The 24024-nt window shown below is 68.2% G+C and carries 21 protein-coding genes and 2 pseudogenes; 13 read left to right on the plus strand and 10 right to left on the minus strand.

Annotated features, from left to right (window positions below):
• Window positions 1-33: 33 nt before the first annotated feature.
• The 3 genes from ASF43_RS07255 to guaD are packed head-to-tail and all read left to right on the plus strand — an operon-like array spanning window position 34 to window position 3591.
• Window positions 34-1002 (plus strand): LysR family transcriptional regulator, encoded by a 969-nt coding sequence (locus ASF43_RS07255; protein ID WP_056178770.1) that lies wholly within the window; start codon window positions 34-36, stop codon window positions 1000-1002.
• On the plus strand, window positions 999-2300 hold the full coding sequence (locus ASF43_RS07260) for an NCS2 family permease (protein ID WP_056178354.1): 1302 nt from the start codon (window positions 999-1001) through the stop codon (window positions 2298-2300). The genes ASF43_RS07255 and ASF43_RS07260 overlap by 4 nt, the downstream gene beginning before the upstream one ends.
• Window positions 2301-2304: 4 nt before the next feature.
• The gene (gene guaD / locus ASF43_RS07265; protein WP_056178356.1) at window positions 2305-3591 is read left to right on the plus strand and encodes a guanine deaminase; all 1287 of its coding nucleotides are present in this window, start codon (window positions 2305-2307) and stop codon (window positions 3589-3591) included.
• Window positions 3592-3636: 45 nt separating this feature from the next.
• Here guaD and ggt read toward each other — a convergent pair.
• From ggt to ASF43_RS07280, 3 genes and pseudogenes are all read right to left on the minus strand, one after another.
• Window positions 3637-5465: pseudogene (gene ggt / locus ASF43_RS07270) on the minus strand (gamma-glutamyltransferase).
• A gap of 159 nt (window positions 5466-5624) precedes the next feature.
• Window positions 5625-6299 carry a GntR family transcriptional regulator gene (locus ASF43_RS07275; RefSeq protein ID WP_056178358.1) on the minus strand — a complete coding sequence of 225 codons (675 nt, stop codon included), beginning with the start codon at window positions 6297-6299 and terminating at the stop codon, window positions 5625-5627.
• 157 nt (window positions 6300-6456) lie between these two features.
• Window positions 6457-6996 carry a hypothetical protein gene (locus tag ASF43_RS07280; protein ID WP_056178361.1) on the minus strand — a complete coding sequence of 180 codons (540 nt, stop codon included), beginning with the start codon at window positions 6994-6996 and terminating at the stop codon, window positions 6457-6459.
• A gap of 357 nt (window positions 6997-7353) precedes the next feature.
• On the opposite strand from ASF43_RS07280, the gene ASF43_RS07285 reads away from it, so the two are divergent.
• From ASF43_RS07285 to ASF43_RS07300, 4 genes and pseudogenes are all read left to right on the plus strand, one after another.
• A complete protein-coding gene (locus ASF43_RS07285) occupies window positions 7354-8562 on the plus strand; it encodes a urate hydroxylase PuuD (RefSeq protein WP_056178363.1) in 1209 nt (402 codons plus the stop codon).
• A 190-nt stretch (window positions 8563-8752) separates the two neighbouring features.
• Window positions 8753-9715, plus strand: coding sequence for a transcriptional regulator GcvA (gcvA, locus tag ASF43_RS07290; RefSeq protein ID WP_235578172.1), 963 nt, complete (start codon window positions 8753-8755; stop codon window positions 9713-9715).
• A gap of 116 nt (window positions 9716-9831) precedes the next feature.
• Entirely contained in the window at window positions 9832-11157 is a 1326-nt protein-coding gene (locus tag ASF43_RS07295; protein WP_056178365.1) for a glycerate kinase, read from the plus strand.
• A 53-nt stretch (window positions 11158-11210) separates the two neighbouring features.
• A pseudogene (locus ASF43_RS07300) lies at window positions 11211-12420 on the plus strand (response regulator).
• An 18-nt stretch (window positions 12421-12438) separates the two neighbouring features.
• On the opposite strand, the gene ASF43_RS07305 reads toward ASF43_RS07300, so the two are convergent.
• Window positions 12439-13404 carry an inositol monophosphatase family protein gene (locus tag ASF43_RS07305; RefSeq protein WP_056178368.1) on the minus strand — a complete coding sequence of 322 codons (966 nt, stop codon included), beginning with the start codon at window positions 13402-13404 and terminating at the stop codon, window positions 12439-12441.
• A 111-nt stretch (window positions 13405-13515) separates the two neighbouring features.
• Between ASF43_RS07305 and ASF43_RS07310 the strand changes: the two genes are divergently transcribed.
• On the plus strand, window positions 13516-14253 hold the full coding sequence (locus ASF43_RS07310; protein WP_056178369.1) for an RNA methyltransferase: 738 nt from the start codon (window positions 13516-13518) through the stop codon (window positions 14251-14253).
• 9 nt (window positions 14254-14262) lie between these two features.
• Window positions 14263-15039: a serine O-acetyltransferase gene (gene cysE / locus ASF43_RS07315; RefSeq protein ID WP_056178371.1), complete on the plus strand. Its 777-nt coding sequence runs from the start codon at window positions 14263-14265 to the stop codon at window positions 15037-15039.
• A 6-nt stretch (window positions 15040-15045) separates the two neighbouring features.
• Here the strand turns inward: cysE and mog are convergent, their stop codons facing one another.
• Window positions 15046-15648, minus strand: coding sequence for a molybdopterin adenylyltransferase (gene mog, locus ASF43_RS07320; protein ID WP_056178373.1), 603 nt, complete (start codon window positions 15646-15648; stop codon window positions 15046-15048).
• The gene (gene yjgA, locus ASF43_RS07325) at window positions 15626-16258 is read right to left on the minus strand and encodes a ribosome biogenesis factor YjgA (protein WP_056178375.1); all 633 of its coding nucleotides are present in this window, start codon (window positions 16256-16258) and stop codon (window positions 15626-15628) included. The genes mog and yjgA overlap by 23 nt, the downstream gene beginning before the upstream one ends.
• Before the next feature lie 84 nt (window positions 16259-16342).
• Here yjgA and pmbA point away from each other — a divergent pair, with 84 nt between their 5' ends.
• Window positions 16343-17713 (plus strand): metalloprotease PmbA, encoded by a 1371-nt coding sequence (gene pmbA / locus ASF43_RS07330; protein ID WP_056178376.1) that lies wholly within the window; start codon window positions 16343-16345, stop codon window positions 17711-17713.
• 13 nt (window positions 17714-17726) lie between these two features.
• On the opposite strand, the gene ASF43_RS07335 is transcribed toward pmbA, so the two are convergent.
• From ASF43_RS07335 to ASF43_RS07350, 4 genes are all read right to left on the minus strand, one after another.
• Window positions 17727-19511, minus strand: a complete 1785-nt coding sequence (locus tag ASF43_RS07335; RefSeq protein ID WP_056178378.1) for a DUF6600 domain-containing protein — start codon at window positions 19509-19511, stop codon at window positions 17727-17729.
• An 80-nt stretch (window positions 19512-19591) separates the two neighbouring features.
• Window positions 19592-20050 (minus strand): GatB/YqeY domain-containing protein, encoded by a 459-nt coding sequence (locus tag ASF43_RS07340; RefSeq protein WP_056178379.1) that lies wholly within the window; start codon window positions 20048-20050, stop codon window positions 19592-19594.
• Between the two features lie 92 nt (window positions 20051-20142).
• A complete protein-coding gene (gene rpsU, locus ASF43_RS07345; RefSeq protein ID WP_007833691.1) occupies window positions 20143-20355 on the minus strand; it encodes a 30S ribosomal protein S21 in 213 nt (70 codons plus the stop codon).
• 118 nt (window positions 20356-20473) lie between these two features.
• Window positions 20474-21697: an NAD(P)/FAD-dependent oxidoreductase gene (locus tag ASF43_RS07350; RefSeq protein WP_056178380.1), complete on the minus strand. Its 1224-nt coding sequence runs from the start codon at window positions 21695-21697 to the stop codon at window positions 20474-20476.
• A gap of 49 nt (window positions 21698-21746) precedes the next feature.
• On the opposite strand from ASF43_RS07350, the gene ASF43_RS07355 reads away from it, so the two are divergent.
• From ASF43_RS07355 to ASF43_RS07365, 3 genes are read left to right on the plus strand one after another with little or no spacing between them, the layout of a single operon-like run.
• A complete protein-coding gene (locus ASF43_RS07355; RefSeq protein ID WP_056178381.1) occupies window positions 21747-22001 on the plus strand; it encodes a hypothetical protein in 255 nt (84 codons plus the stop codon).
• Window positions 21998-22900 carry an HprK-related kinase A gene (locus ASF43_RS07360; protein ID WP_056178386.1) on the plus strand — a complete coding sequence of 301 codons (903 nt, stop codon included), beginning with the start codon at window positions 21998-22000 and terminating at the stop codon, window positions 22898-22900. Before ASF43_RS07355 ends, ASF43_RS07360 begins: the two co-directional genes overlap by 4 nt.
• Window positions 22897-23958: a nucleotidyltransferase family protein gene (locus ASF43_RS07365; protein WP_056178388.1), complete on the plus strand. Its 1062-nt coding sequence runs from the start codon at window positions 22897-22899 to the stop codon at window positions 23956-23958. The genes ASF43_RS07360 and ASF43_RS07365 overlap by 4 nt, the downstream gene beginning before the upstream one ends.
• Window positions 23959-24024 lie beyond the last annotated feature (66 nt).

The following is a 24024-nucleotide window of genomic DNA, read 5'->3' on the forward strand; positions in this document are numbered from 1 at the left end:
TCGCGCCGCGAAAGCCAGCAGAGGGCCCCGACCATGAGAGACCAGGCGCTGTTCGACAAGATCGATCTCCACCTCATCCGCGTGCTGCACACCGTGCTGACCGACCGCAGCGTCTCACGCGCCGCCATCCGCCTGGGCATGTACCAGCCTGCGGTTTCCAGCGCGCTCAAGCGCTTGCGCGAGCTGGCGGGCGACCCATTGCTGGTGCGCTCCGGCGGGCAGATGGTGCCGACGGAGGCCGGCCTGCGCATGGTGGAGCCGGCGGCCAGCATCCTGCGCGCGGCCGAGATGCTGTTCAGCGACGCGCGCAGCTTCGAGCCGCAGACGGCCGTCCACACCTTCCGCATCGCGGCCAGCGACTACCTGGACCCGGTGTTCCTGCCGCGCCTGGTGGCCCAGGTGAAGAGCCAGGCGCCGCTCACGCACATCGAGATCCATGCACTGTCGTCGGATGCCGACTACCACGCGCACCTGGCGCAGGGCCAGGTCGACCTGGTGGTGGGCAACTGGCTGCAGCCGCCCGGCGAGCTGCACATGGCGCGGCTGTTCGACGACGAGGTGGTCTCGCTGGTGAACCGCGACCACCCGGCCGTGCGACGCGGCTGGGACCTGGACGGCTGGCTGGCCGCCGAGCACATCGCCCCCACGCCCACGCACCCGGGCGCGCGCGGCATCATCGACCAGCTGCTGGACGGCATGGGCCAGCAGCGCAACATCACGGCGCGCTGTGCGCACTTCGGCCAGATCCCCGACATCGTGGCCGCCAGCCTGCTCGTGCTGACCACCGGCCGCCAGTACTGCAAACGCGTGGCCCAGCGCCTGCCCCTGGCCATCCTGCCGTGCCCGGCCGATCTGCCGCGGCTCATGTACTACCAGCTCTGGCACGAGCGCACGCATGCCTCCAGCGCCGCGCGCTGGCTGCGCGCGCTCACCAAAGACGTCGCGGCCTCGCTGCGCACACCACAGAACAACACAACGTCAACGATGGAGACAGACCCATGAACTGGACAGAACGCGTGTTCAAGCTGCAGGAACACGAAACCACGGTGCGCACCGAGCTGGTGGCCGGGCTCACCACCTTCCTCACGATGGCCTACATCATCTTCGTGAACCCCTCGATCCTGGGCGATGCGGGCATGCCCAAGGACGCCGTGTTCGTCGCCACCTGCCTGATCGCGGCGCTGGGCACGACCATCATGGGCCTGTACGCCAACTACCCGATCGCGCTGGCGCCCGGCATGGGGCTCAATGCGTATTTCTCGTACGTGGTCGTGCTGCAGATGGGCTTCACCTGGCAGGCCGCGCTCGGCGCCGTGTTCGTGTCGGGCTGCCTGTTCCTGCTGGTCACGCTGTTCGGCCTGCGCGGGCTCATCATCCGCGGGATCCCGCTGTCGCTGCGCTACGCGATCACGGTCGGGATCGGGCTGTTCCTGGCACTGATCGCGCTCAAGAGCGCCGGCATCGTGGCGGGCTCCAAGGCTACCTTCGTGACGCTGGGCGACCTGCACCAGCCGCCCGTGGTATTGGCCGTGCTCGGCTTCGTGCTGATCGCGGTGCTGGACAAGCTCAAGGTCCCGGGTGCGATCCTGATCGGCATCGTGAGCGTGACCATCGGCTCGTTCTTCTTTGCAGGCAACGAGTTCCGCGGCATCTTCTCGGCGCCGCCCTCGATCGCGCCCACCTTCCTGCAGCTGGACATCAAGGCGGCGCTCACGGGCGGCATCCTGAACGTGGTGCTGGTGTTCTTCCTGGTCGAGCTGTTCGATGCCACTGGCACGCTGATGGGCGTGGCAAAGCGCGCGGGGCTCCTGGTGCCGGGCAAGATGGACCGGCTCAACAAATCGCTGCTGGCCGACAGCGGCGCCATCTTCGCCGGTGCGCTGCTGGGCACGTCCAGTACCACGGCCTACGTGGAGAGCGCGGCGGGCGTGCAGGCCGGCGGCCGCACGGGCCTCACGGCCGTCACCGTGGCCGTGCTGTTCCTGGCCTGCCTCTTCATCGCGCCGCTGGCCGGCGTGGTGCCGGCCTATGCCACGGCGCCTGCGCTGTTCTTCGTCGCCTGCCTGATGCTGCGCGAGCTGACGGAACTTGACTGGGACGACACGACCGAAGTCATTCCCGCCGCCGTCACCGCGCTGACCATGCCGTTCACCTACTCGATCGCCAACGGCCTGGCCTTCGGCTTCATCACCTACGCCGTGCTCAAGCTGTTCACGGGCAAGGCCAAGGAAGTGCACTGGATGGTCTGGGTGATCGGCGCCGTGTTTCTGTTCAAGTTCATCTACATCGGAGGCCATTGAGCCCATGCAAGCCTACCGCGCGCGCCTGTTGCGTTTCTCTCCAGACGGCCAGCCCCTGTTCGACGAAGACGGCCTGCTGGTCGTCGCCCCCGACGCCGCGGGTGTGCACAAGGTGGTCGACGCGGGCCCGTACCGTGAGGTGGCGCCGCGCCATGCGCAGGTGCCCGTCCGCGACTTCCCGGGCCGCATCATCGCGCCGGGCTTCATCGACATGCACATCCATTTTCCGCAGACCGACATCATCGGCGCGCCAGCGGAAGGCCTGCTGCCCTGGCTGGAGAACTACACCTTCCCGGCCGAGACGCGCTTCTCCGAGGCGGCCCACGCGGCCGAGGTCGCGACCTTTTTCTTCGACGAGCTGCAGCGCAACGGCGTCACGACCGCGCTGACGTTCTGCACCTCGCACCCGGGCTCGGTCGAGGCCTTCTTCACCGAAGCGCAGCGCCGCGGCCTGCGCATGATGGGCGGCAAGGTGCTGCAGGACCGGCATTCGCCGGACGGCGTGCGCGACGAGACCGAGCAGAGCCTCATCGACACCGAGGCGCTCATCCGCAAGTGGCACAACCAGGGCCGCCTGGGCTATGCGATCACGCCGCGCTTCGCGCCGACGAGCACCGACGCGCAGTTGCGCGGCGCCGGCGAGCTGGCCGCCAAATACCCGGACACCTGGATCCACTCGCATGTGGCCGAGAACAAGGACGAGGTGCGCTGGGCGCGCGAACTGTTCCCGCATGCGCGCTCGTACCTGGAGGTCTACACGGGCTTCGGCCTGATGCGCGAGCGCGCGGTCTACGCGCACTGCATCCATTTCGACGATGCCGACCGGCAGCTCATGCACGACACGAAGACGGCCGCGGCCGTGAGCCCGACCAGCAACCTGTTCCTGGGCAGCGGCTTCTTCGACTTCGAAGGCGCGCGGCGGCTCGACATGCGCCACGGCTTCGCGAGCGACGTGGGCGGCGGCACCAGCTTCAGCCCCTTCCACACCATGCTGGCGGCCTATTACGTGGGCCGCGAGGGACAGACCAAGCCGGGGCTGAGCCTGGCGCCCTCGCAACTGTGGTGGCGACACACGGGCGGGGCTGCGCAGGCTCTGGGGCTGCAGGGCGTGATCGGCACGCTGCAGGCGGGCACAGAGGCCGATTTCGTGGTGCTGAACCCCGGCGCCACGCCGCTGCTGGCGCGCAAGACGGCGCTTGCGGACGGGCTCGAAGAGTTGCTGTTCGCGCTGATCGTGCTGGGCGACGACCGGCTCATCGAGCGCACCGTCGTCGCGCAGCCGCAGGCATAAAAAAGCCGCCCGGTCGGGCGGCTCTTCAAAGGATTCGCAGGCCGATCAGTAGCCGAGCGTCTTGCCGTCCGGATTGCGCGGGTCCGAGTAGCCGTACAGGCTGCCGTCGCGCACCTGGATGGTCTGCGTGCGGCCCATCGACGCCTTGACGGCGACGTTGTGGCCGCGTTGCTTGAGCAGCGCGACGGTGTCGGGCGACAAGCCCTTTTCCACGCGCAGCTCGTCCGGCGTCCACTGGTGGTGCACCCGTGGCACGGACGCGGCCTCGGCCGGGTTCATGCCGAAGTCGATGGTGTTGACGACGGTCTGCAGCACGGTCGTGATGATGCGCGCGCCGCCGGGGCTGCCGGTCACGAGCACGGGCTTGCCGTCCTTGAGCACCATGGTGGGTGTCATCGACGACAGCGGGCGCTTCTTGGCGGCCACGGCGTTGGCGTCACCGCCGACCAGGCCGTAGGCGTTTGCCACGCCGGGCTTGGCCGAGAAGTCGTCCATTTCGTTGTTGAGCAGGATGCCCGTGCCCTTGGCGACGATGCCGCTGCCGAAGTTGGTGTTCAGCGTGTAGGTCACGGCGACGGCGTTGCCGGCCTTGTCGACCACCGAGTAGTGCGTGGTCTGGTCGCTCTCATAGGGCTGCGGCTGGCCGGGCTTGATGCTGGCACCGCTGCGGGCCTTGGCCGGGTCGATGGTCTGCGCGAGTTGCGCGGCGTACTTCTTCGACGTCAGGCCCTTGAGCGGGACCTTCACGAAGTCGGGTCGCCCAGGTATTCGGAGCGGTCGGCGTAGGCGAGCTTGCTGCTCTCGGCCAGGTAATGCAGGTACTGCGCGCTGTTGGAGCCCCATTGCGCGATCGGCAGCGGCTCCAGCATGTTCAGGATCTGGACCAAGTGCGGGCCGCCGGAGGAGGGGGGCGGCATGGTCACGATCTCGTAACCGCGATAGGTACCGCGCGTGGGCGCACGTTCCACGACCTTGTAATCGCGCAGGTCCTGCAGTGTCACGGCGCCGGCGTGAGGCGCCGTCTCGGCCGCGATCTTGCGCGCGATGTCGCCCTGGTAGAAGGCCTTGGCGCCCTGTTGGCCGATCAGGCGCAGGGACTGGGCCAAGTCGCGCTGCACGAGCCGGTCGCCGACCTTCAGCGGCGCGCCGCCCTTCCAGAAGATGGCTTGCGTGGCAGGCCACTTGCCCATGTTCTTCTGTTCCTGCTCCAGGATCTTGGCCAGCGTCTCGCTGACCGGGAAGCCACGCTCGGCCAGTGCAGCGGCCGGGGCGATCACGCGCGCCAGCGGCATCGTGCCCCAGCTCTTGAGCGCATATTCCATGCCGGCCACCGTGCCGGGCACCCCGACCGCGTAGTGCGTGTAGAGCGACTTGCCGTCGACCACGTTGCCTTGGACGTCCAGGTACATGTCGCGCGTGGCCTTGCTCGGTGCGGTTTCGCGGAAGTCCAGCGCCACGCTCTTGCCGCTCTTGGCGTCGTGCACGACCATGAAGCCGCCGCCGCCCAGGTTGCCGGCATTCGGCAGGGCCACGGCCAGTGCGAAGCCCACGGCCACCGCCGCGTCCACCGCGTTGCCGCCGGCCTTCAGGATGTTCAGGCCGATCTGCGTGGCCAGTTCCTGTTCCGTCGCGACCATGCCGTTCTTGGCCACGACCGGATGGAACACATCCATGTCGAAGTCGTAGGCCGCGCTGGCTGCCTGTGCCGATGCCGTGGTCGTGGGGGGCGCGGATACGGGGGCCACGACCGGCGCAGGGGCGGGAGCAGCGACCGGCGCGGGCTGGGCCGGCGCGCTCGGCGCGGTCTGGCAGGCTGTCAGGCCGGCCAGTGCGAGCGCAAGGCTGCTGGCCAGGAGGGTGTGGCGAATGTGCATGGAAGGCTTCTCCTCGTTGTGAACGGTTGCGCGAACGGGTGCGGTCCCGACGGCTTCACGAGTGTAGAAGAGCACCATGCGTGCATACGGCCAAATGCCGATGCATAAATGTCTGCAATCCATGCAGGCGATGCGTGTGCATCGCCTGCGGGCGGCGCCTCAGGCCAGGGCCATGGAGATGTCGTTGCTCGGAATCTTGCGGTCGAACGTGAGCGCGTTTTCAAGGCGCTGCAGGTGCTCGTCCATGAGTTGCACGGCCAGGGCTTCGTCACGTGCGGAGACGGCGTCCAACAAGGCCTCGTGGCCGTCATCGGCGTGGTCGGGCGCGTTGTCCTTCTGGTACATGAGCGTGATCAGCGAGCAGCGCGACAGCAGCTCGACCATCATCTGCACGAGCACATCGTTGTCGAGCAGGCGCGCCATCTGCAGATGGAAGTCGCCGCGCAGTTCGATGCGCTGCGCCGGGTCTTTGCTCTCGGCGAGCACGGCTTGCTGGCGTGCGAGTTGCTCGCGCAGTGACTTGATGCGAGACGGAGTGGCCTCACGCACGAAGGCGCGTGTCATCTCGGCCTCCAGCATGCGGCGCACGGCGAATACCTGGCGCGCCTCGTTGACCGAAGGAGCGGCGACGAAGGCGCCCCGCGCGGGTTCGAGCCGGATGAGCCGGTTCTGTGAGAGTTGAAACAAGGCCTGGCGCACGAGCGTGCGCGAAACCCCGAAGTGGTCGGCCAATTTCTGTTCGGCGAGCTTGGTGCCAGGGTGGAGCCGGTGCTCCACGATGGCCTTGGTCAGCGCTTCAACAATGGTCGTGGTGTTGGTTCCGGTGTTGTCCATGCAGCAATCATAGCTGCATTCGACTTCGTATACACACTTGTTTCAACCAGTAAGCAAAAATGTCCGAACCCGGCCAACCGCACATGTTCCGCGGATGGTGCATGCACCGCCTGGCACGACGACATCGGGCCACGAAGCCACGATCCGCGCAAGATGTTTACATCTGCCCCTCGGTCAGGGTGTCGAGCTGGAATTTGCCACTGCGATGCCAAAGCCAGGTGTCGGTATAGGTCACCCGGCCCAGGCGTGCCGGGCGCGGGTAGGGCGCAGCCTCGCGCACGGTGCGCTCGATTTCCTTGATGACCTCGGGTGCGTGGCTGGGCGCACGCATCCAGTGCAGGCGCGTGACATCGCCGTTGCGGTCCACATCCACCTGCAGCACGCCGATGGCGTAGAGGTTGGGCGGGAGCATGCCGGCGTAGATGCGCTCGGCGTTGCGCGCGTACAGATGGGTCGCCGCGTCCTTGCGGTAGTCGCGCGGCGTGCCGGCGGCCGAGACGCGAGGCGCGTCCGGGCGCGCGGCCGGGCCAGGGGCGGCACTGGTGGAAGGGCGACCGGAGGTGTCCGGCGCGGCGGGGTTTGTCGTCGAAGTGGTGGGCGCAGGTGCGTCCGACGGGATCGGCGCGCAGCCGATCAGCACGGCAGCCGTGCCGCCGGCCAACGCAAGCGACCACAGACGGCGAGGGGTGCTGGACATGTCGATCTTTTCAGTGGGTCGCCGGTGCAGATGGCCCCAGGCCTTGACGGCGGCTCGTGGGATGGGGAGGGGCCTGGTGGCGCGGAGTCTACCCAAGCCCCGCGCCGCCCTGCGCACAGACGATCGCGGCGGCATGGTTATTGCAAAAGCAGTGCCGCCCAGCCCCGCGCGAGGCCTGACCGACATGCCGCAAAAAACAACGCCATGCACCGCCTACTTTGTCTAGAATCGCCCCCGGTCGCAGCGGCGCGGTGCTCCCCCCGGTACCTGTGCGCGGCCCTCCGTCTGCTCAGAGCGCCCGCAGTGGTGAGCAGCACATTGCAGGGTGTCCCCCATGGCACCTTGGAGGGCTGATAGATGGATAGCTACTACCTCGACTGGGCCAACCTGCTGTTGCGTTGGGTCCACGTCATCACCGCGATCGCCTGGGTCGGTGCATCGTTCTACTTCGTCATGCTAGACAGCAGCCTGGAAAAGCCCCAGGACCAGGAATCCCTGGACAAGGGCGTGGGCGGCGAGTTGTGGGCCGTGCACGGTGGGGGTTTCTACAACTCGCAGAAGTACCTGCTGTCCCCCAAGAAGCTGCCCGAACACCTGCACTGGTCGTACTGGGAGAGCTACACCACCTGGATCACGGGCTTCGCGCTGTTCACGGTGTCCTACCTGTGGAACGCCAGCACCTACTTGATCGACAAGTCCAAGATGGACTGGTCGCCCGGTGCCGCCATTGGCGTGGCGCTGGCCTTCTTCGTCGTATTCTGGATGGTCTACGACGGTATCTGCCAGTTGTTCGGCAAGCGCAAGAACGGCGACGCCATCGTCGGCCTGCTGATCTTCATCTTCATCTGCTTCGCGTCCTGGCTGGCCTGCCATTGGTTCGCAGGCCGCGCGGCCTTCCTGCTGGTGGGTGCCATGCTGGCGACCTCGATGAGCGCCAACGTATTCTTCTGGATCATCCCCGGCCAGCGCAAGAACGTGGCGGCGCTGCGTGCGGGCCTGCCGATCGATCCGGCGCATGGCGCGCGCGGCAAGCAGCGCAGCGTGCACAACACCTACTTCACGCTGCCGGTGCTGTTCGCGATGCTGAGCAACCACTACAGCTTCACCTACACGCACCAGTACAACTGGCTGGTGCTGGTGGCCATCATGCTGGGCGGTGCGCTGATCCGCCAGTTCTTCGTGGTGCGGCACCACTGGAAGCTGGGCCGGGCCTCGCATCCGCTGCCTTATGCGCTCGTCGGCATCGCGATCCTGGTCGGCGTGATCGTCTGGCTCAAGCCCGCGCCGGTCGCGCCCATGCCGGCCGCTGCTGCCGCACCGCCGGTGGCGTTCCAGGACGTGCAGAAGGTGCTGGAGCAGCGCTGCTTCATGTGCCACGGCGCGCAAGTGCAGATGAAGAACGTGCGGCTCGACGCGCCCGATCAGGTGGCCCTGCATGCGCAGGCGATTTACCAGCAGGTTGTGGTCACCAAGATCATGCCGATGACCAACGCCACGGGCATGACGGACGAAGAGCGCGCCCTGGTCGGCCGCTGGTTCCAGGCTGGCGCGAAGACGACGCCCTGAGCATCAACGGCCTCGGCCATGGCCGCGGGCGCCCGCGCGTCGCGCCGCGGTGGACGCGCGCGCAAGGGGGTGCCATGCTGGCTCGCGAGGGCGCGGCATTCGATGAGGTTTTCTACAATTCCACGTTCAAGCATCGTGGAATGCTAGGCAGCCTTCGCTCGGGCGACTATCGACATCTTTGCGCGCAACCATGAATCCAGCTCATGTGAACCCGGCCGTGCCGATGGCCACGTCCGCGCGGCGACTGCCATCGCTGAACATGCTGCGCGCGTTCGAGGCCGCCGGCCGCCTGGGCAGCGTGACGCGTGCGGCGCAGGAGCTGAACGTCACGCAAAGCGCGGTCAGCCACCAGATCAAGGAACTCGAAGCCTGGCTCGGCGTGGCGCTGGTCACGCGCGAAGGCCGCCGCCTGGCGCTGACGGCCCAGGGCACGGCCTACCTGCCCAGCCTGAGCAGCGCGCTGGACCTGATGGCGCAGGCCACGGCCCGCGTCGAACGCCAGACGCACCGCGCGCGTCTCACGGTCAACGCGCTGCCCACGCTGGCGGCACAGTGGTTGATCCCGCAGCTGTCGCGGTTCTGCGAGCAGGTGCCCGATGTGGACGTGCAGCTCGTCACCACGGCCGGCGTGCTCGACTTCGACCCGGCGGCTTACGAGGTGTCGGTGCGCTGCCTGTCGGCGGCCGAACTGGCAGCGCTGCAGGCCCGGCCCGGCTGGCAGGGCGTGCAGTTCGGGCGATTCCTGCCGGACGCCGTGACACCGGTCTGCAGCCCGGCCTGGCTAGCGCGCGCCGACGCGCTCAAGAAGCCTGCCGACCTGCGCCGGCACACGCTGCTGCACAGCCGCTCGACGCCGCGGCTGTGGCGCCAGTGGTTTGGCGCGGCGGGTGCGGCGGCCGTGCGTCCCGCAGGCGAGCTGGTGTTCGACCACGCGCATCTGGCGGTGCAGGCCGCCGTGCAGGGCCTGGGCATTGCGCTGGGCAGCCCGGCGCTGGTGGCCGATGCCTTGCGCGGCGGCCTGCTCGTCGCGCCGTTCGCCCATCTGCTGCTGCACGAGAAGGATTTCTACTGGATGCTCCCTGCGCGCTCGGCAGACGATGCTTCAGCGCGTGCGTTTTGCGACTGGCTGCAGGCCAGCGGCGCGGCGCCATGACGGCCCGTGGCCCCGGTGCAGCGCGCAGGCTGGGTCTGCGTGGCGCAATACCCAGGCCGCCTACCCCCTCTGCGCCGCCGGGCGCAGCGTCACAATACAGAACGGAGATCCGATTCATGCCCGCAACCCATACGCCAGACCCTGCGCGTCAGCCGCGCGAATTCCTGCTGCATCTGTACCGCGCCGCGGTGGAGCGCGCACTGCCCCTGCACACCCTGGCCGAGCACCTGCCGCCGCCACCGCGCGGGCGCACGCTGGTGCTGGGTGGCGGCAAGGCCGGAGGCGCGATGGTGCAGGCGCTGGAGGCGCGGTGGCCAGCCGATGCGCCGCTCGAAGGCCTGGTCGTCACGCGCTACGATCACATCCCGCCGCGGCCTGCGGGCGTGCCCTCGCGCATCGAACTCGTCGAGGCGGCGCACCCCGTGCCCGACGCGGCCGGCCTCAACGCTGCGCAGCGCATGCTGGCGCTCACGCAGGGACTGACGGCCGATGACCTGGTGCTGTGCCTGATGTCCGGCGGCGCCTCGTCGTTGCTGACGCTGCCGGCCGAGGGCCTGGACTTCGAGGACAAGCAGCGCATCAACCGCGAACTGCTGGCCTCGGGCGCCGGCATCCACGAGATGAACTGCGTGCGCAAGCACCTTTCACGCATCAAGGGCGGGCGCCTGGCGGCAGGCTGCGCGCCGGCCCGCGTGCTGACGCTGACGATCAGCGACGTGCCGGGCGACGACCCCTCGGTGATCGGCAGCGGCCCGACCGTGCCCGACGCCAGCACCTGCGCACAGGCCCTGGTCATCCTCCAGCGCTATGGCATCGCCGTGCCGGCCGCCATCGAAGCCGCGCTGCAGGACGGCAGCCTGGAAACGCCCAAGCCCGGCGACCCGCGTTTCGACGGGCACGAGGTGCGCATGATTGCCACACCCTGGCAGTCGCTCGAGGCCGCCGCCGCTGCCGCGCGTGCGGCGGGTGTGCAGCCGCACATCCTGTCCGACGAGATCGAGGGCGAGTCGCGCGAAGTGGGCAAGGTGCATGCCGCCATGGCGCGCGCGGTGGCGCAGCGCGGCCAGCCGTTCGCGCGGCCCTGCGTGATCCTGTCAGGCGGAGAGACCACGGTCACGATACGGCGCCAGCCCGAGGGCACGCCACGCGGCCGCGGCGGCCGGGCCGGCGAGTTCTGCATGGGCCTGGTGCAGGCCCTGCAGGGCCAGGCGCACGTGCACGCGTTGGCCGCCGACACCGACGGCATCGACGGCATCGAGGACAACGCGGGCGCCTATGTCGCGCCCGACAGCCTGCAGCGTGCCGAGGCCGGCGGACGGAAGATCCAGGCCTACCTCGACCGCAACGATGCCTATGGCTATTTCGACGCGCTGGGCGACCTGGTCGTGACCGGGCCCACCCACACCAACGTGAACGACTTTCGCGCGCTGCTGGTGCTGTGAATCTTCCTGGCGCAAGTGCCGACACTTTGGGCCTGCAAGCCCATGGAACAACGATGGAATCCCTCACCCCAACGCTGGACAAGCCGGCCACCGTGCTGGTCGTGGACGACACGCCGGACAACCTGTCGCTCATGAGCGCGCTGCTCAAGGACCACTACAAGGTCAAGGTGGCCAACCACGGCGAGCGCGGCCTGCGCATCGCCAATTCAGAAACTCCGCCCGACCTGATCCTGCTGGACATCATGATGCCGGACATCGACGGCAAAGGTGGCCAACCACGGCGAGCGCGGCCTGCGCATCGCCAATTCAGAAACTCCGCCCGACCTGATCCTGCTGGACATCATGATGCCGGACATCGACGGCTACGAGGTTTGCCGTCGGCTAAAGGCCGAGCCGCGCACGCGCGACATCCCGGTGATCTTTCTGACCGCGCGCTCCGAGGTGGAGGACGAAACGCGTGGCCTGGAGCTGGGCGCGGCCGACTACATCACCAAACCGATCAGCCCGCCCATCGTGCTGGCCCGCGTGCACGCCCACCTGACGCTCAAGGCCAACGCCGACTTCCTGCGCGACAAGAGCGCCTACCTGGAGAGCGAGGTTGCCAAGCGCACGCTCGAGGTGCAGGCCATCCAGGACGTGACCATCATGGCCATGGCCTCGCTGGCCGAGACGCGCGACAACGAGACCGGCGCGCACATCCGGCGCACGCAGCTCTACGTGCGGCGGCTGGCGGAACAGCTCAAGACGCACCCCCGTTTCTGCGGCTTCCTGACCGAGCGCTGCATCGAGTTGCTCTACAAGTCGGCACCGCTGCACGACATCGGCAAGGTCGGCATCCCGGACAACATCCTGCTCAAACCCGGCAAGCTCACGCCCGAAGAGTTCGAGATCATGAAGACCCACACCACGCTGGGCCGTGCGGCGATCGAGGACGCCGAGCGGCGCCTGGGCATGCAGGTGGACTTCCTCACGCAGGCCAAGGAGATCGCCTATGGCCACCAGGAGAAGTGGGATGGCAGTGGCTACCCCGAGGGCTTGGCCGGCGACGCCATTCCGATCGCGGCGCGGCTCATGGCGCTGGCCGACGTCTACGACGCGCTGATCAGCAAGCGCGTGTACAAGCCGGCCTTCAGCCACGAGGAGTCCTGCCGCATCGTCGTAGAGGGCCGGGGCAAGCACTTCGATCCCGACATCGTGGACGCCTTCGAGGCCGTGGCGGACGACTTCAACAAGATTGCCACGACCTACCGCGACGAGGATTGAGCCCCGCGGCGTAGCCGGTCAGGCGGCTGCTGGCGGCGGCGTTGGGGCCGAGGCCTCTTCCTGCACGAAGGGCTGTTCGGCTGCCGTGGGCGTATCCGGTGCGATGGCGGCGTCCGCCGGCGCGGGTGCATCACCCAGCGACAGCGTCTGGCGCACGGAGGCCTTCTCTCCAGCCGGCGCAAACTTGCTGTACTTGCCGATCAGGCCAACCAGCAGCGAATAGATCTTGGGGTTGGCGGCCAGGCATTCCTTCTGGTCCAGGAAGTTGGCCTCGCCCGACAGGTTGCCGACCAGGCCGCCGGCCTCGGTGACCAGAAGCGAGCCGGCCGCCACGTCCCAGGGCGAGAGGCCCTTCTCGAAGAAGCCGTCGGTGTAGCCGGCCGCCACGTAGGCCAGGTCCAGCGCCGCGGCGCCAGGGCGGCGCAGGCCGGCCGTGCGCTGCATCACGTCGCCCATCATGGCCATGTATTCCTTGAAGTTGTCGCCCGGGCGGAACGGGAAGCCCGTGGACACCAGGCATTCGCCCAGGCGGATGCGCTTGGACACCCGCAGGCGGCGGTCGTTGACGTAGGCACCGCGGCCGCGCGTGGCGGTGAACAGGTCGTTCCGTGTGGGGTCGTAGACCACGGCCTGCTCGACCTTGCCCTTGACGGCCAGCGCGATGCTGACGCAGTAGAACGGAAAGCCGTGGATGAAGTTGGTCGTGCCGTCCAGCGGGTCGATGATCCAGACGTAATCCGAATCCTTGGCGCCGTGCTCAGAGCCAGATTCCTCGGCCAGGATGCCGTGGCCGGGGTAGGCCGTCAGCAGGGTTTCGATGATGGCTGCTTCGCTGGCCTGGTCAACCTCGGTCACAAAATCGTTCACCTGCTTTTGCGAGATGCGCAGTGCTTCGACATCGAGCGCGGCGCGGTTGATGATGGCGCCGGCGGCGCGGGCGGCCTTGACGGCCACGTTGAGCATGGGGTGCTGGTTGAACGACATGGATTGTGAGGAGGAGCGTGGCGGCTGCAGGGCGGGTTGCGAGGCCGAAAAGCCGCCCGCGATGGGGCGGCGACAATCGCGGGATTCTACCGAGTCATGCCCAGTTCCACGATGCGCACCCGTTTTGTCCTGATCCGTACCAGCCATGCCGGCAACGTGGGCGCCGCCGCGCGCGCCATGAAGGTGATGGGCTTCGACGACCTGGTGCTGGTCGCGCCGCGCTGGCCCAACGTGCTGCGCCGGCAGGAGACCATCCAGCGCGCCAGCGGCGCCCTGGACGTGCTGGAGAAGGCGCGCATCGTCGAGACGCTGGACGAGGCGCTGGATGGCATGGACCACCTGTGCGCCACCGCCATGACGCCACGCGATTTTGGCCCGCCCACGCGTGCGCCGCGCGAGCACCTGCAGTCGCTGCTGGCCGAGCCGGGCGCGGCACCGGCAGGCGTGGCGTTCCTATTCGGCTCGGAGCGCTTCGGCATGGCCAATGAGGACGTGTACCGTAGCCATGTGGCGCTCAGCATCCCGACCAATCCACAGTTCGGCTCGCTGAACCTTGGTGCGGCGATCCAGGTGCTGGCCTATGAGTGGCGCATGGCGCTGGGCGGCTACAGCGCCACCTCGGCGACGCCCGAATCACCGCCGGCCGATGCGCGCCAGCTGGCCGGCATGCTGGAGCACTGGCAGCAGGCGCTGGTCGCGCTGGACTACCTGGATCCGGCCGTGCCCAAGAAGCTGATGCCGCGCCTGAACCAGCTGTTCAATCGCGCGCGGCCCAGTGCCGAGGAGATCCACATCCTGCGCGGTGTGGCCAAGGCCATGCTGCAAGCGGCGGAACGGGCGAAAAGCTAGACTGCCGCGATGCCGTTTTCCCGCCTGCGCACCGACATCCGTTGCATCCTGGACCGCGACCCCGCGGCCCGCAGCGCCTGGGAGGTGTTGACCTGCTACCCGGGCATCCATGCGTTGGTGCTGCACCGCCGCGCGCACTGGTGCTGGAACCATGGCTTGAAGTGGCTGGGCCGCGCGATCTCGCAGCTGTCGCGCTGGCTGACCGGCATCGAGATCCATCCCGGCGCAAAGATCGGCGAGCGCGTCTTCTTCGACCATGCCATGGGCGTCGTCGTCGGCGAAACCGCCGAGATCGGTGACGGCTGCACCATCTACCAGGGCGTGACCCTGGGCGGCACCTCGCTCTACAAAGGCGAGAAGCGCCACCCCACACTGGGCCGCGACGTGGTGGTCAGCGCGGGCGCGAAGGTGCTGGGCGGCTTCACGGTCGGCGATGGCGCCAAGATCGGCTCCAACGCGGTGGTCATCAAGCCCGTGCCGGCCGGCGCCACCGCGGTCGGCATCCCGGCCCGCATCATCATGCCCAAAGGGGAGGCGACAGGCGATGCCGCGATGTCCTCACCGCTTTTCTCGGCTTACGGCGTGACGCCCGAGGATGACCCGCTGAGCCAGGCCATGCGCGGCCTGGTCGACAGCACGGCCGCGCAGGAGCACCAGATCGCCTTGCTCTGGCAGGCCATCGAAAAGCTGTCGGCCAGCCGGCAGACGGCCGATTGCGTGCCGGGCGATGCCGCGCGCGAGAAGTGCTTCGAGGCCGAGAAGCTCAACGCGCTGATTGGCAAGTAAGGCGCCTCAGGCGCTGGCGGGGCGACGCGCGGACTTGGGCCGGAACGCGGCGCAAACGCTGTCCACCGTCTCCAGGTACGGCCCACCGATCAGGTCGATGCAATAGGGCACTGCCGCGAAGATGCCGGGCACCAGCGACTGGCCTTGCGCGTCCTTCAGGCCTTCCAGCGTTTCCTGGATCGCCTTGGGCTGGCCCGGCAGGTTGACGATCAGGCAGCGCCCGCGCACCACGGCCGTCTGGCGCGACAGGATGGCTGTAGGAACGAAGCGCAGGCTGATCTGGCGCATCTGCTCGCCGAAGCCCGGCAGTTCCTTGTGCGCCACGGCCAGCGTGGCCTCGGGCGTTACGTCGCGCAGCGCAGGGCCCGTGCCGCCGGTGGTCAGAACGAGGTCGCAGCCGGCATCCACCAGTGCGATCAGCGTGGCGCTGATGCCGTCCTGCTCGTCGGGGATCAAGCGCTCTTCGAACGTGATCGGGTTCTTCAGCGCGTCTTGCAGCCAGCCGCGCAGCGCGGGCAGGCCCTTGTCTTCGTAGACGCCCGACGAGGCGCGGTCGCTGATGGAGACCAGGCCGATGCGGGCCGGCTCAGGCGTGGTCGTCGTGCTCATCTTCGGTGCCTTCGTCGGTCAGCTGCGTGCGCACCAGCTGGAAGATCTCGCGGTAGGCGCGGCCGTGGCGCGGTGCCAGGCCGGGCTTTTCGGGCTTGGCATCCTTGCGCGCCTGGCGCACCAGCGAGCGCAGCTGCTGTGCGTCCGTGCTGGGGAACTGCTCCAGCCAGCGGGCCAGTGCATCGTCGTCGGCCACCAGCGCATCGCGCCATTGCTCGGCTTGGTGCAGCGCCGCGACTTCGCGCGCCGTGCCGCCGTGCTGGTCGGCCAGTGCCTGGCGGATCTGGGCCACGGTGTCGTCTTCCAGCTTGCGCATCAGCTTGCCGATGAACTGGATCTGCCGGCGCTTGCCTTCGAAGTTCGTGATGCGGCGCGCTTCGGCGATGGCTTCTTGCAGCTTCTCGGGCAGGGCCAGCGGCTCCAGCTGCTCGGGGCGCAGGCCCAGCAGTTGCTCGCCCAGTTCCTGCAGGGCCGTGCTTTCGCGTTTGAGATCGGTGCGGCTGGCGCTGTCCGTGCCCTTGAGTTCGGCCTTGAGTTGCAGATCCAGCTCGCTGCCTTCGGCAACGAATTGGCCCTGCACGAAATAGCCTTTTTTGAATTTGCGCGGCATCTGGGAACGGGTGGGAAGTAGGGCGGAGCGTGGCGTCCGCGGCGGCCGAGCGGTGTCGGCGCGACAAGTATCATAGCCGCCAACATGAACGACTCCACCCAACGCGCCGAGGCCGGCTTCAGCTACAGCCGGCCATTTTTCCAGGAACTGGTCGAACAGGCCCTGGCCCATGCCAAGAAGATCGGCGCCACGGACGCCGGTGCCGAAGCCTCCGAAGGCTGCGGCCTGTCGGTGTCGGTGCGCAAGGGGGAGCTGGAGACCGTGGAGCGCAACCGCGACAAGTCGCTGGGCGTGACGGTCTACAGCGGCAAGCGCCGCGGCAATGCCAGCACGTCGGACTTCTCGGCCGAGGCCATCCGCCAGACAGTGCAGGCCGCCTTCGACATCGCGCGCTTCACGGCCGAAGACCCGGCCGCCGGCCTGCCCGACGCGCAGGACATGGCGACCGAGCACCGTGACCTGGACCTGTTCCACCCCTGGGCCATCGACTCCGAGGGCGCGGCCAAGCTGGCGCTGGAATGCGAGGCCGCGGCCTTCGCTACCGACAAGCGCATCACGAACAGCGAAGGCGCAGGCGTGTCGGCGCAGCAATCGCATTTCTTCACGGGCCACACCACGGGCTTTCGCGGCGGCTATGCAAGCTCGCGGCATTCCATTTCGGTCGCGCCGATCGCCGGCAAGGGCAGCCAGATGCAGCGCGATGCCTGGTACAGCTCGATGCGGCACCCCGACGAAATGGCTTCACCGCAAGCAGTGGGCCGCTATGCCGCGGAGCGCGCGCTGTCACGTCTGAAGTCGCGCAAGATTGCGACCACCGAATGCCCGGTGCTGTTCGAGTCGCCTCTGGCCGCCGGCCTGCTGGGCGGGTTCGTGCAAGCCGTGAGTGGCGGCGCCCTCTACCGGCGCAGCACCTTCCTGCTCGACTCGCTGGGCAAGCGCGTCTTTCCGAAGCACATCGACCTGCTCGAAGACCCGTTCGTGCCGCGCGGCAAGGGCAGCTCGCCCTTCGATGAAGAGGGCGTCAAGGTGGCGGCACGCACCGTGGTCGACGCGGGCCGCGTCGAAGGGTATTTCCTGAGCACCTACTCGGCACGCAAGTTGGGCATGCGCAGCACGGGCAATGCGGGCGGCTCGCACAACCTCGTGCTGCGCTCGCGCCAGACCAAGCCCGGCGACGACCTGAAGGCTATGCTGCACAAGCTGGGGACCGGCCTGTTCGTGATCGAGCTCATGGGGCAGGGCGTGAACTACGTGACCGGCGACTACTCGCGCGGCGCGAGCGGCTTCTGGGTCGAGAACGGCGAGATCGCGTTTCCGGTCGAGGAGATCACCATCGCCGGCAACCTCAAGGACATGTTCCAGGGCATCACCGCCGTGGGCGCAGACGCCTACAACTACGGTGCCAAGACCGTGGGCTCGATCCTGGTCAACCGCATGAAGCTGGCCGGCAGCTGAAGCCGGCGCACGCTCACTGATCCTGCCGGCGCTCGCGGCCGTCCTGGCGGAACCGGGGGTCGCCGGCCATGGGTCGCTGCGGCGCTTGCTGCTGCGGCTGCTGGGCACGACGCTGCTGCTCCTGCTGAGCGCGCATCGCCTCCTGCTGGCGCTGCTGCATCTGGCGCTGCTGTGCATCCTGCTGCTCGCGCATGAAGCGCTCCTGCTGGCGGTGCGGCTCCTGCATCTGCCGTTGCTGCTGGTCCTGCTGTTGACGCAGCTGTTGCAGTTGCTGCGCCTGCTGGTCCTGCAACTGGCGCTGCTGCTGGCGTGCTGAGAACTCGCGCTGGCGTTGCTCCTGCAGCACCTGCTGGTGCCGCTGGTGCAATTCGTTGTTGGATTCGTCCTGCGACTGCTGATGGCGCCGCCATTGCTGCTGCTGCTGTTGCAGGCCTTGCTGCTGCAGTTGCTGCTGCTCGCGCTGCCAACGCTCACGGCGGTCCTGGTCATCGTCGCGGCCCCCACGGCCGTCGCGGCCGGGCTGCATGCCGGGTCCTGGCGCAGGCAAGCCCAGCTGAGCGCCAACCATCGGTGGTCGCTCGCGTCGCGTGCTGCGCACGCCATCGTCGGGCCGCATGTCGCGCAGCGGCGTGGTCGTCACGGCTTCCGGGCGGCGCTCGAACTGGTAGCGCGGTGGCTGGCCGCCGCCGGGCCGCGCATAGCCGCGGTTCACGCGGTCCAGATAGCGCTGGCTGGCGCCGAACGGCGGCCGCCAGGCCTCGCCGGGCGCGAGCGGGAACCAGTCGGCACCAGGCGCCTGGGCGCGCCCTGGCGGTGGCCGATGCCCCGGTGTGCCCGCGAAGCCGACCAGGGCTGGCGCGTAGGCCGGGCGGCGCGTGATCGGGCCGGGGACCCAGCCCCAGCGCGAGCCGGTCTGCACCCAGCGGCCATAGTGGAAGGGCGCAAAGCCCCAGCGCGCGTCATCGATCCAGGTCCAGCCCCAGGGGTGGACCCAGCGCCACTGGCCGTAGCGGTAGGGCGCCCAGTCGGCAACGGTCACGCGCGGGTACCACACGGTGCCATAGCTCACGTCGTTGACCCACTCGCCGTGCGCGTCGAGTTCCTGGTAGCCGATGGTTTCGCGCGACACATAGCGCGCACTGACGGACTGCTCTTCGGCCCGCATGCGGTCCGCCGCCCATTGGTCCAGGCCATCGCGGGCGCCCAGCCCCATCACGTCGAGTGCCAGCAGCTGCCGGCCGGCGTAGCGCGCCTGGCGTGGCGCGACGAGTGGCGACGACTGGCCGTTCTCGCCGTAGACCGTGACGGCGCCGGAGCGCACGCCGACGGCCGTGGTGTCGCCGGCCGGGTCGGCGTCGATCCTGAATTCGCCAGGGCGGTCGACCACCATGGCCAGGTTGCCCGTGTTGACCTCGACGCGTTCGTTCGCCGCCAGTTCGCGCACGGACAGGTTCAGGCTGCCGTCGGCGAGGACCAGGCGCAAGGTCGCATCGTCCAGCGCGCCGATCTCCAGTTGGGCCGGGCCCTGCAGGCGCAGCGCGCTGGCGCCGGCATGGAGCTCGGTGCGGCTGCCGGCCGGCAGCCGGATGCGGTCACCGGCAGTCAGCGGCCAGTTCGCCTCGGCGCTCTGCCAGTCGTTGCTGCCCGCATGGGCCCATTGCGCGCCCGCGTCGGACAGCGACATGCGCGCGACGCGGTCCGGCGGGTCTTCCTGGGCCGTGGCCAGCGAGGCCGCGATCAGGCAGCCCAGGCCCAGTGCCAGGCGCGTCGCCCAGCGCTTCCAGACGGTTGTGGCCATGTTGCCTCCTTGTCCGTTTAGAACGTGCGAACCCCGGCTTTGGTTCGCCTGGCGATTGCAAAGACCTGTAAAGACCGGTGTCAGCCGGCCAGCGCCTGCTTGACGGCGGCCGATACCTGCGACATCTCGGCCTTGCCGGCGAATTCCGTCTTGGCAGCGGCCATGACGCGGCCCATGTCGCCGGGCCCCTTGGCTTGCAGCCGGGCCACGATCTCGCGCACGCCGGCCAGTACGGCCTCGGCGTCCAGGCGCTCGGGCAGGTAGACCTGCAGCACCAGCAGCTCGGATGCTTCCTTGTCGGCCAGATCCTGCCGGCCGGCCTGCTGGAACGCGGCGATCGAGTCCTTGCGCTGCTTGATCAGCTTGTCGACGATGGCCACGACAGCGGCATCGTCCAGCGTCACGCGCTCATCGACTTCCTTTTGCTTGAGTGCGGCCAGCAGCAGTCGGATGGTGCCCAGCCGCTCGGCATCCTTGGCGCGCATGGCGTCCTTCATGTCGGCGGTGATGCGGTCCTTCAGCGAGAGAGGGGTGTCCATGGCGAAATCTCCTTGTGAAACGAACAGGCCTGAAAAGACAAAAGCCCGCGCTGGGTGCACCAGGGCGGGCTTGCGGTCAGCGATGACCCGGGTCAGTACAGCTTCTTGGGCAGCTGCATGGACCGCACGCGCTTGTAGTGGCGCTTGACCGCAGCGGCCTTCTTGCGCTTGCGCTCGGCCGTGGGCTTTTCGTAGAACTCGCGGGCACGCAGGTCGGTCAGCAGGCCCAGTTTTTCGATGGTGCGCTTGAAGCGGCGCAGCGCGACGTCAAACGGCTCGTTCTCTTTAACGCGAATGGTGGTCATGTATCGGTTGGCTTGAATTTGGCAGGGGAAGATCAGGCCCCGGGCCGGGTGTCCTCAACTGAAACTTTTTGTGGCCCGCTGAGGGAAGGCCGAAGTTAGCCGCGCATTATAGCCAGATTCAGATGGCTGCCAGGGCCTGCGCGCAGCTGAAGGCGCTGGCCCAGGCCCACTGGAAGTTGTAGCCGCCCAGCCAGCCGGTCACGTCCACCACTTCGCCGATGAAGTACAGGCCGGGCTGCTTCGATTCCATGGTCTGCGACGACAGGTCGCGCGTGTCCACGCCGCCAGCCGTGACCTCGGCCTTGCGGTAGCCCTCGGTGCCGGTGGGCACGAGGCTCCAGCCGTGCAGGCTGTCAGCCAATGCGGCCAGCATCTTGTCAGGAACCTCGTTCACGGGCCGCTCCCAGGCCGGCTGGCGTTGCGACCAAGCGGCCGCCAGCCGGGCGGGCAGGCGCTCGGCCAGCACTTTGGCCAGCAGCCTGCGCGACGCGAGCTTGGCCTGCGGCAGCGCCGCATGCAGGTCGGCCCCCGGCGCCAAGTCCAGGGCCACGGGCGTCTGGGGCTTCCAATAACTGGAGATCTGCAGCACGGCCGGGCCGCTCAGGCCGCGGTGCGTGAACAGCAGGTCTTCGGAAAAGCTGGCCTTGTCGCGCCGCGCGCCGGTGGCGATCTCCACGGGCAGCGACAGTCCGGCCAGTTCAGCGAAAGGCTTCCACTGCTCGGCATCGAAGGTCAGCGGGACCAGTGCGGGGCGCGTGTCCACCAGGCGCAAGCCGAACTGGCGCGCGGCGCGGTAGCCGAAGTCGCTCGCGCCGATCTTGGGGATCGACAGTCCACCGGTCGCGATGACCAGTGAGCGGCCCTGCACCGAGCCGCGGTCGGTGTCCAGTGCATAGCGCGCCTGGCCGTCGGCCACGCTGCGTATCTCGCGCACGCCGCAGGGCTGCCAGCGCGTCACGCTGCCGCCCGCTGCGCCGGCCTCGCATTCGCGCAGCAGCAGGTCGATGAGGTCTTCGGCCGATCGGTCGCAGAACAACTGGCCTTTGTGCTTCTCGTGGTAGCCGATGCCATCGCGCTGGAGCAGCGCGATGAATTGCTGCGGTTGGTAGCGGGACAGGGCGCCGCGGCAGAAGTGCGGGTTCTCGCTCAGGAAATTGCGCGGGCCGACATCGACGTTCGTGAAATTGGCGCGCCCGCCGCCCGAGATGCGGACCTTTTCGGCGACCTTTTCGCTATGGTCCAGCAGCAGCACGTGCAGCCCGCGCTGCTGGGCGACGCCCGCGCAGAACAGGCCGGCAGCGCCTGCGCCGACGACGATGGCGTCAAAAGTGGGGGTGTTCATCGCGGGTATGCTAGTTGCTGTGACTTCTGGACCAAATCCCGCATTCGATTTGCACGCGGCATGGCGCATTGCGCCCGACGCCGAGCTCCGTTTCCGCTTCTGGAACGAGGAATGCGTGCTCTACCACGGCGCCGCTGGCAACACGCACCTCGTTCCCGAGCCTGTCGGGCGGCTGCTGCAGGCGCTGGCCGGTGCGGCCAACTCGGTCCATGGCCTGTCGGAACTGGTCGACCTGCATGTGGACGACGTCACGAAGTCCATGCAGGAGATGCGCCGGCTGGGCATCGCCGAGTTCGCGGCATGAGATTGGGCGAGCTGTCGGACGCAGCCCTGCGCGCTGCCTTGCGCGATGAGGGCCTGATCGTCGCCACCGGCCCGTTCCGCTTCCGCATCAGATCGCGCACCGAGCAGGTATTCCGCGGCCTGCGCCGGCTGTATCCGGAGTTCGAGATCTTCGAGCAGGGCTTCAGCGACTACGCCGTTCGCGTCGACCGCGTGGCCGGGCTGCGCGGGCACCTGCGGCCCCAGGTGGCTTTCCAGTTCGATGGCTTCGAGCCCTTCAAGCCCCTGCCGGCCAACCACGCCTACGCCTTGCTGGAGTGGGGCATGAACTGGAGCATGTCGTCCCACGGCCACCACTACCTGCTGCTGCACGCGGCCGTGCTGGAGCGCAACGGCCACGCCATCGTGCTGCCGGGCGACCCCGGCGCCGGCAAGAGCACCCTGACCGCTGCGCTGTCGCTGAGTGGCTACCGTTTGCTGTCCGACGAGATGGCGCTGATCGACCGCGATACGGGCTTGCTGATGCCGCTGGCGCGGCCTGTGGGGCTCAAGAACAAGTCCATCGACATCGTTCGCGCCTATTCCAAGGACGCCGTGCTGGGCGAGGTGGCCCACGACACCCACAAGGGCTCGGTCGCCCACCTGCGGCCGCCCGCTGCCAGCGTGCGGGCATCGGACGCCAGCGCCAGACCCGCCTTCATCGTGTTCCCGCGTTGGGAGGAGGGCGCCGAGCTCGTGCTGACGCCGTGCGCCAAGTCCGCGGCCTTCATGCGCACGGCCCAGCATGCCTTCAACTATGAGCTGCTGGGCAGCACGGGCTATGACCTGATGGCCGACCTGATCGAGCGCTGCGCCTGCCATGAACTGCGCTACTCGCGCCTGCCCGACGCCATCGCGATGTTCGACGGATTGACGCGATGAGCTGGCTGCAGTCTCCGCTGCTGCGGGCCTTGCGCGACCCGGCCGTGATGGCCGGCTTCGGCGCCCCGCAATGGGACCTGGCGCTGCGCCAGGCCCGCTCGGCGGACCTGCTCGGGCGGCTGGCGGCGCTGGCCCGGCAGCATGACGGCCTGCTCTCCTGCCTGCCCGCGCCCGTGTTGCGACATTTCTCGGCCGCCCAAAGCGTGGTCACGCGGCAGCACAAGGCCGTGCACTGGGAAACGCAGCAGATTGCGCAGACCCTGCTGCCAACCGGCGCGCCCATGCTGCTGCTCAAAGGCGCGGCCTACGCCATGGCCGATGCCCCCGCCGCACTGGGGCGCACGTTCTCGGACATCGACATCCTGGTGCCCAAGGCGCAGCTGGACGAGGTCGAAAGCGCGCTGATTCTGGACGGCTGGCTGACCGCGACCAGCGACGCCTACGACCAGCGCTACTACCGGAGGTGGATGCACGAACTGCCGCCAATGACGCACCTGGAGCGCCAGACCACGCTGGACGTGCACCACGCGATCCTGCCGGAGACCGCGCGCATCCGCAGCCGGCCCGAGCTGCTGCTGGCTGCCATGCAGCCGGTGCCCGGCTTTGCCAACGTCCATGTGCCGGCGCCCACCGACCAGATCCTGCACTCGGCCTGCCACTTGTTCCATGAGGGCGAATGGGGCCATGGTTTGCGCGACCTGAGCGACTTGGACCTGCTGTTGCGCGCCAACGGCACGTCCGAAAAGGCGGGCCACGCGCTGCTGGCGCGCGCGCAAGCGCTGAATCTCACGATTCCCCTTGCCTATGCCGTTCGTTGCGCGCACCGCGTATTCCAGACGCCGCTGCCGCAGGAGCTGCTGGCGCGGCTGCGCGATCGGTCCTGGATGGACGCTCTGTTCCTCCAGGCGGTGTCCACGGCCCATGCGTCCATGGCGAGCCCTGCCTCGCCGTGGGCGCGACGCATTTTGTACATCCGCAGCCACTGGCTGCGCATGCCGCTGCATTTGCTGTTGCCGCACTTGGCACATCAAGCGTTCAAACGTGAAAAAGATACGTAACAGGATGTCGGATTGACTTACAGTCGGTCCCCATCGCAGAGGTGCGGGATCGACAAGGTGTTGATT

The organism is Pseudorhodoferax sp. Leaf267, from assembly GCF_001422405.1.
Classification (GTDB): domain Bacteria; phylum Pseudomonadota; class Gammaproteobacteria; order Burkholderiales; family Burkholderiaceae_C; genus Pseudorhodoferax.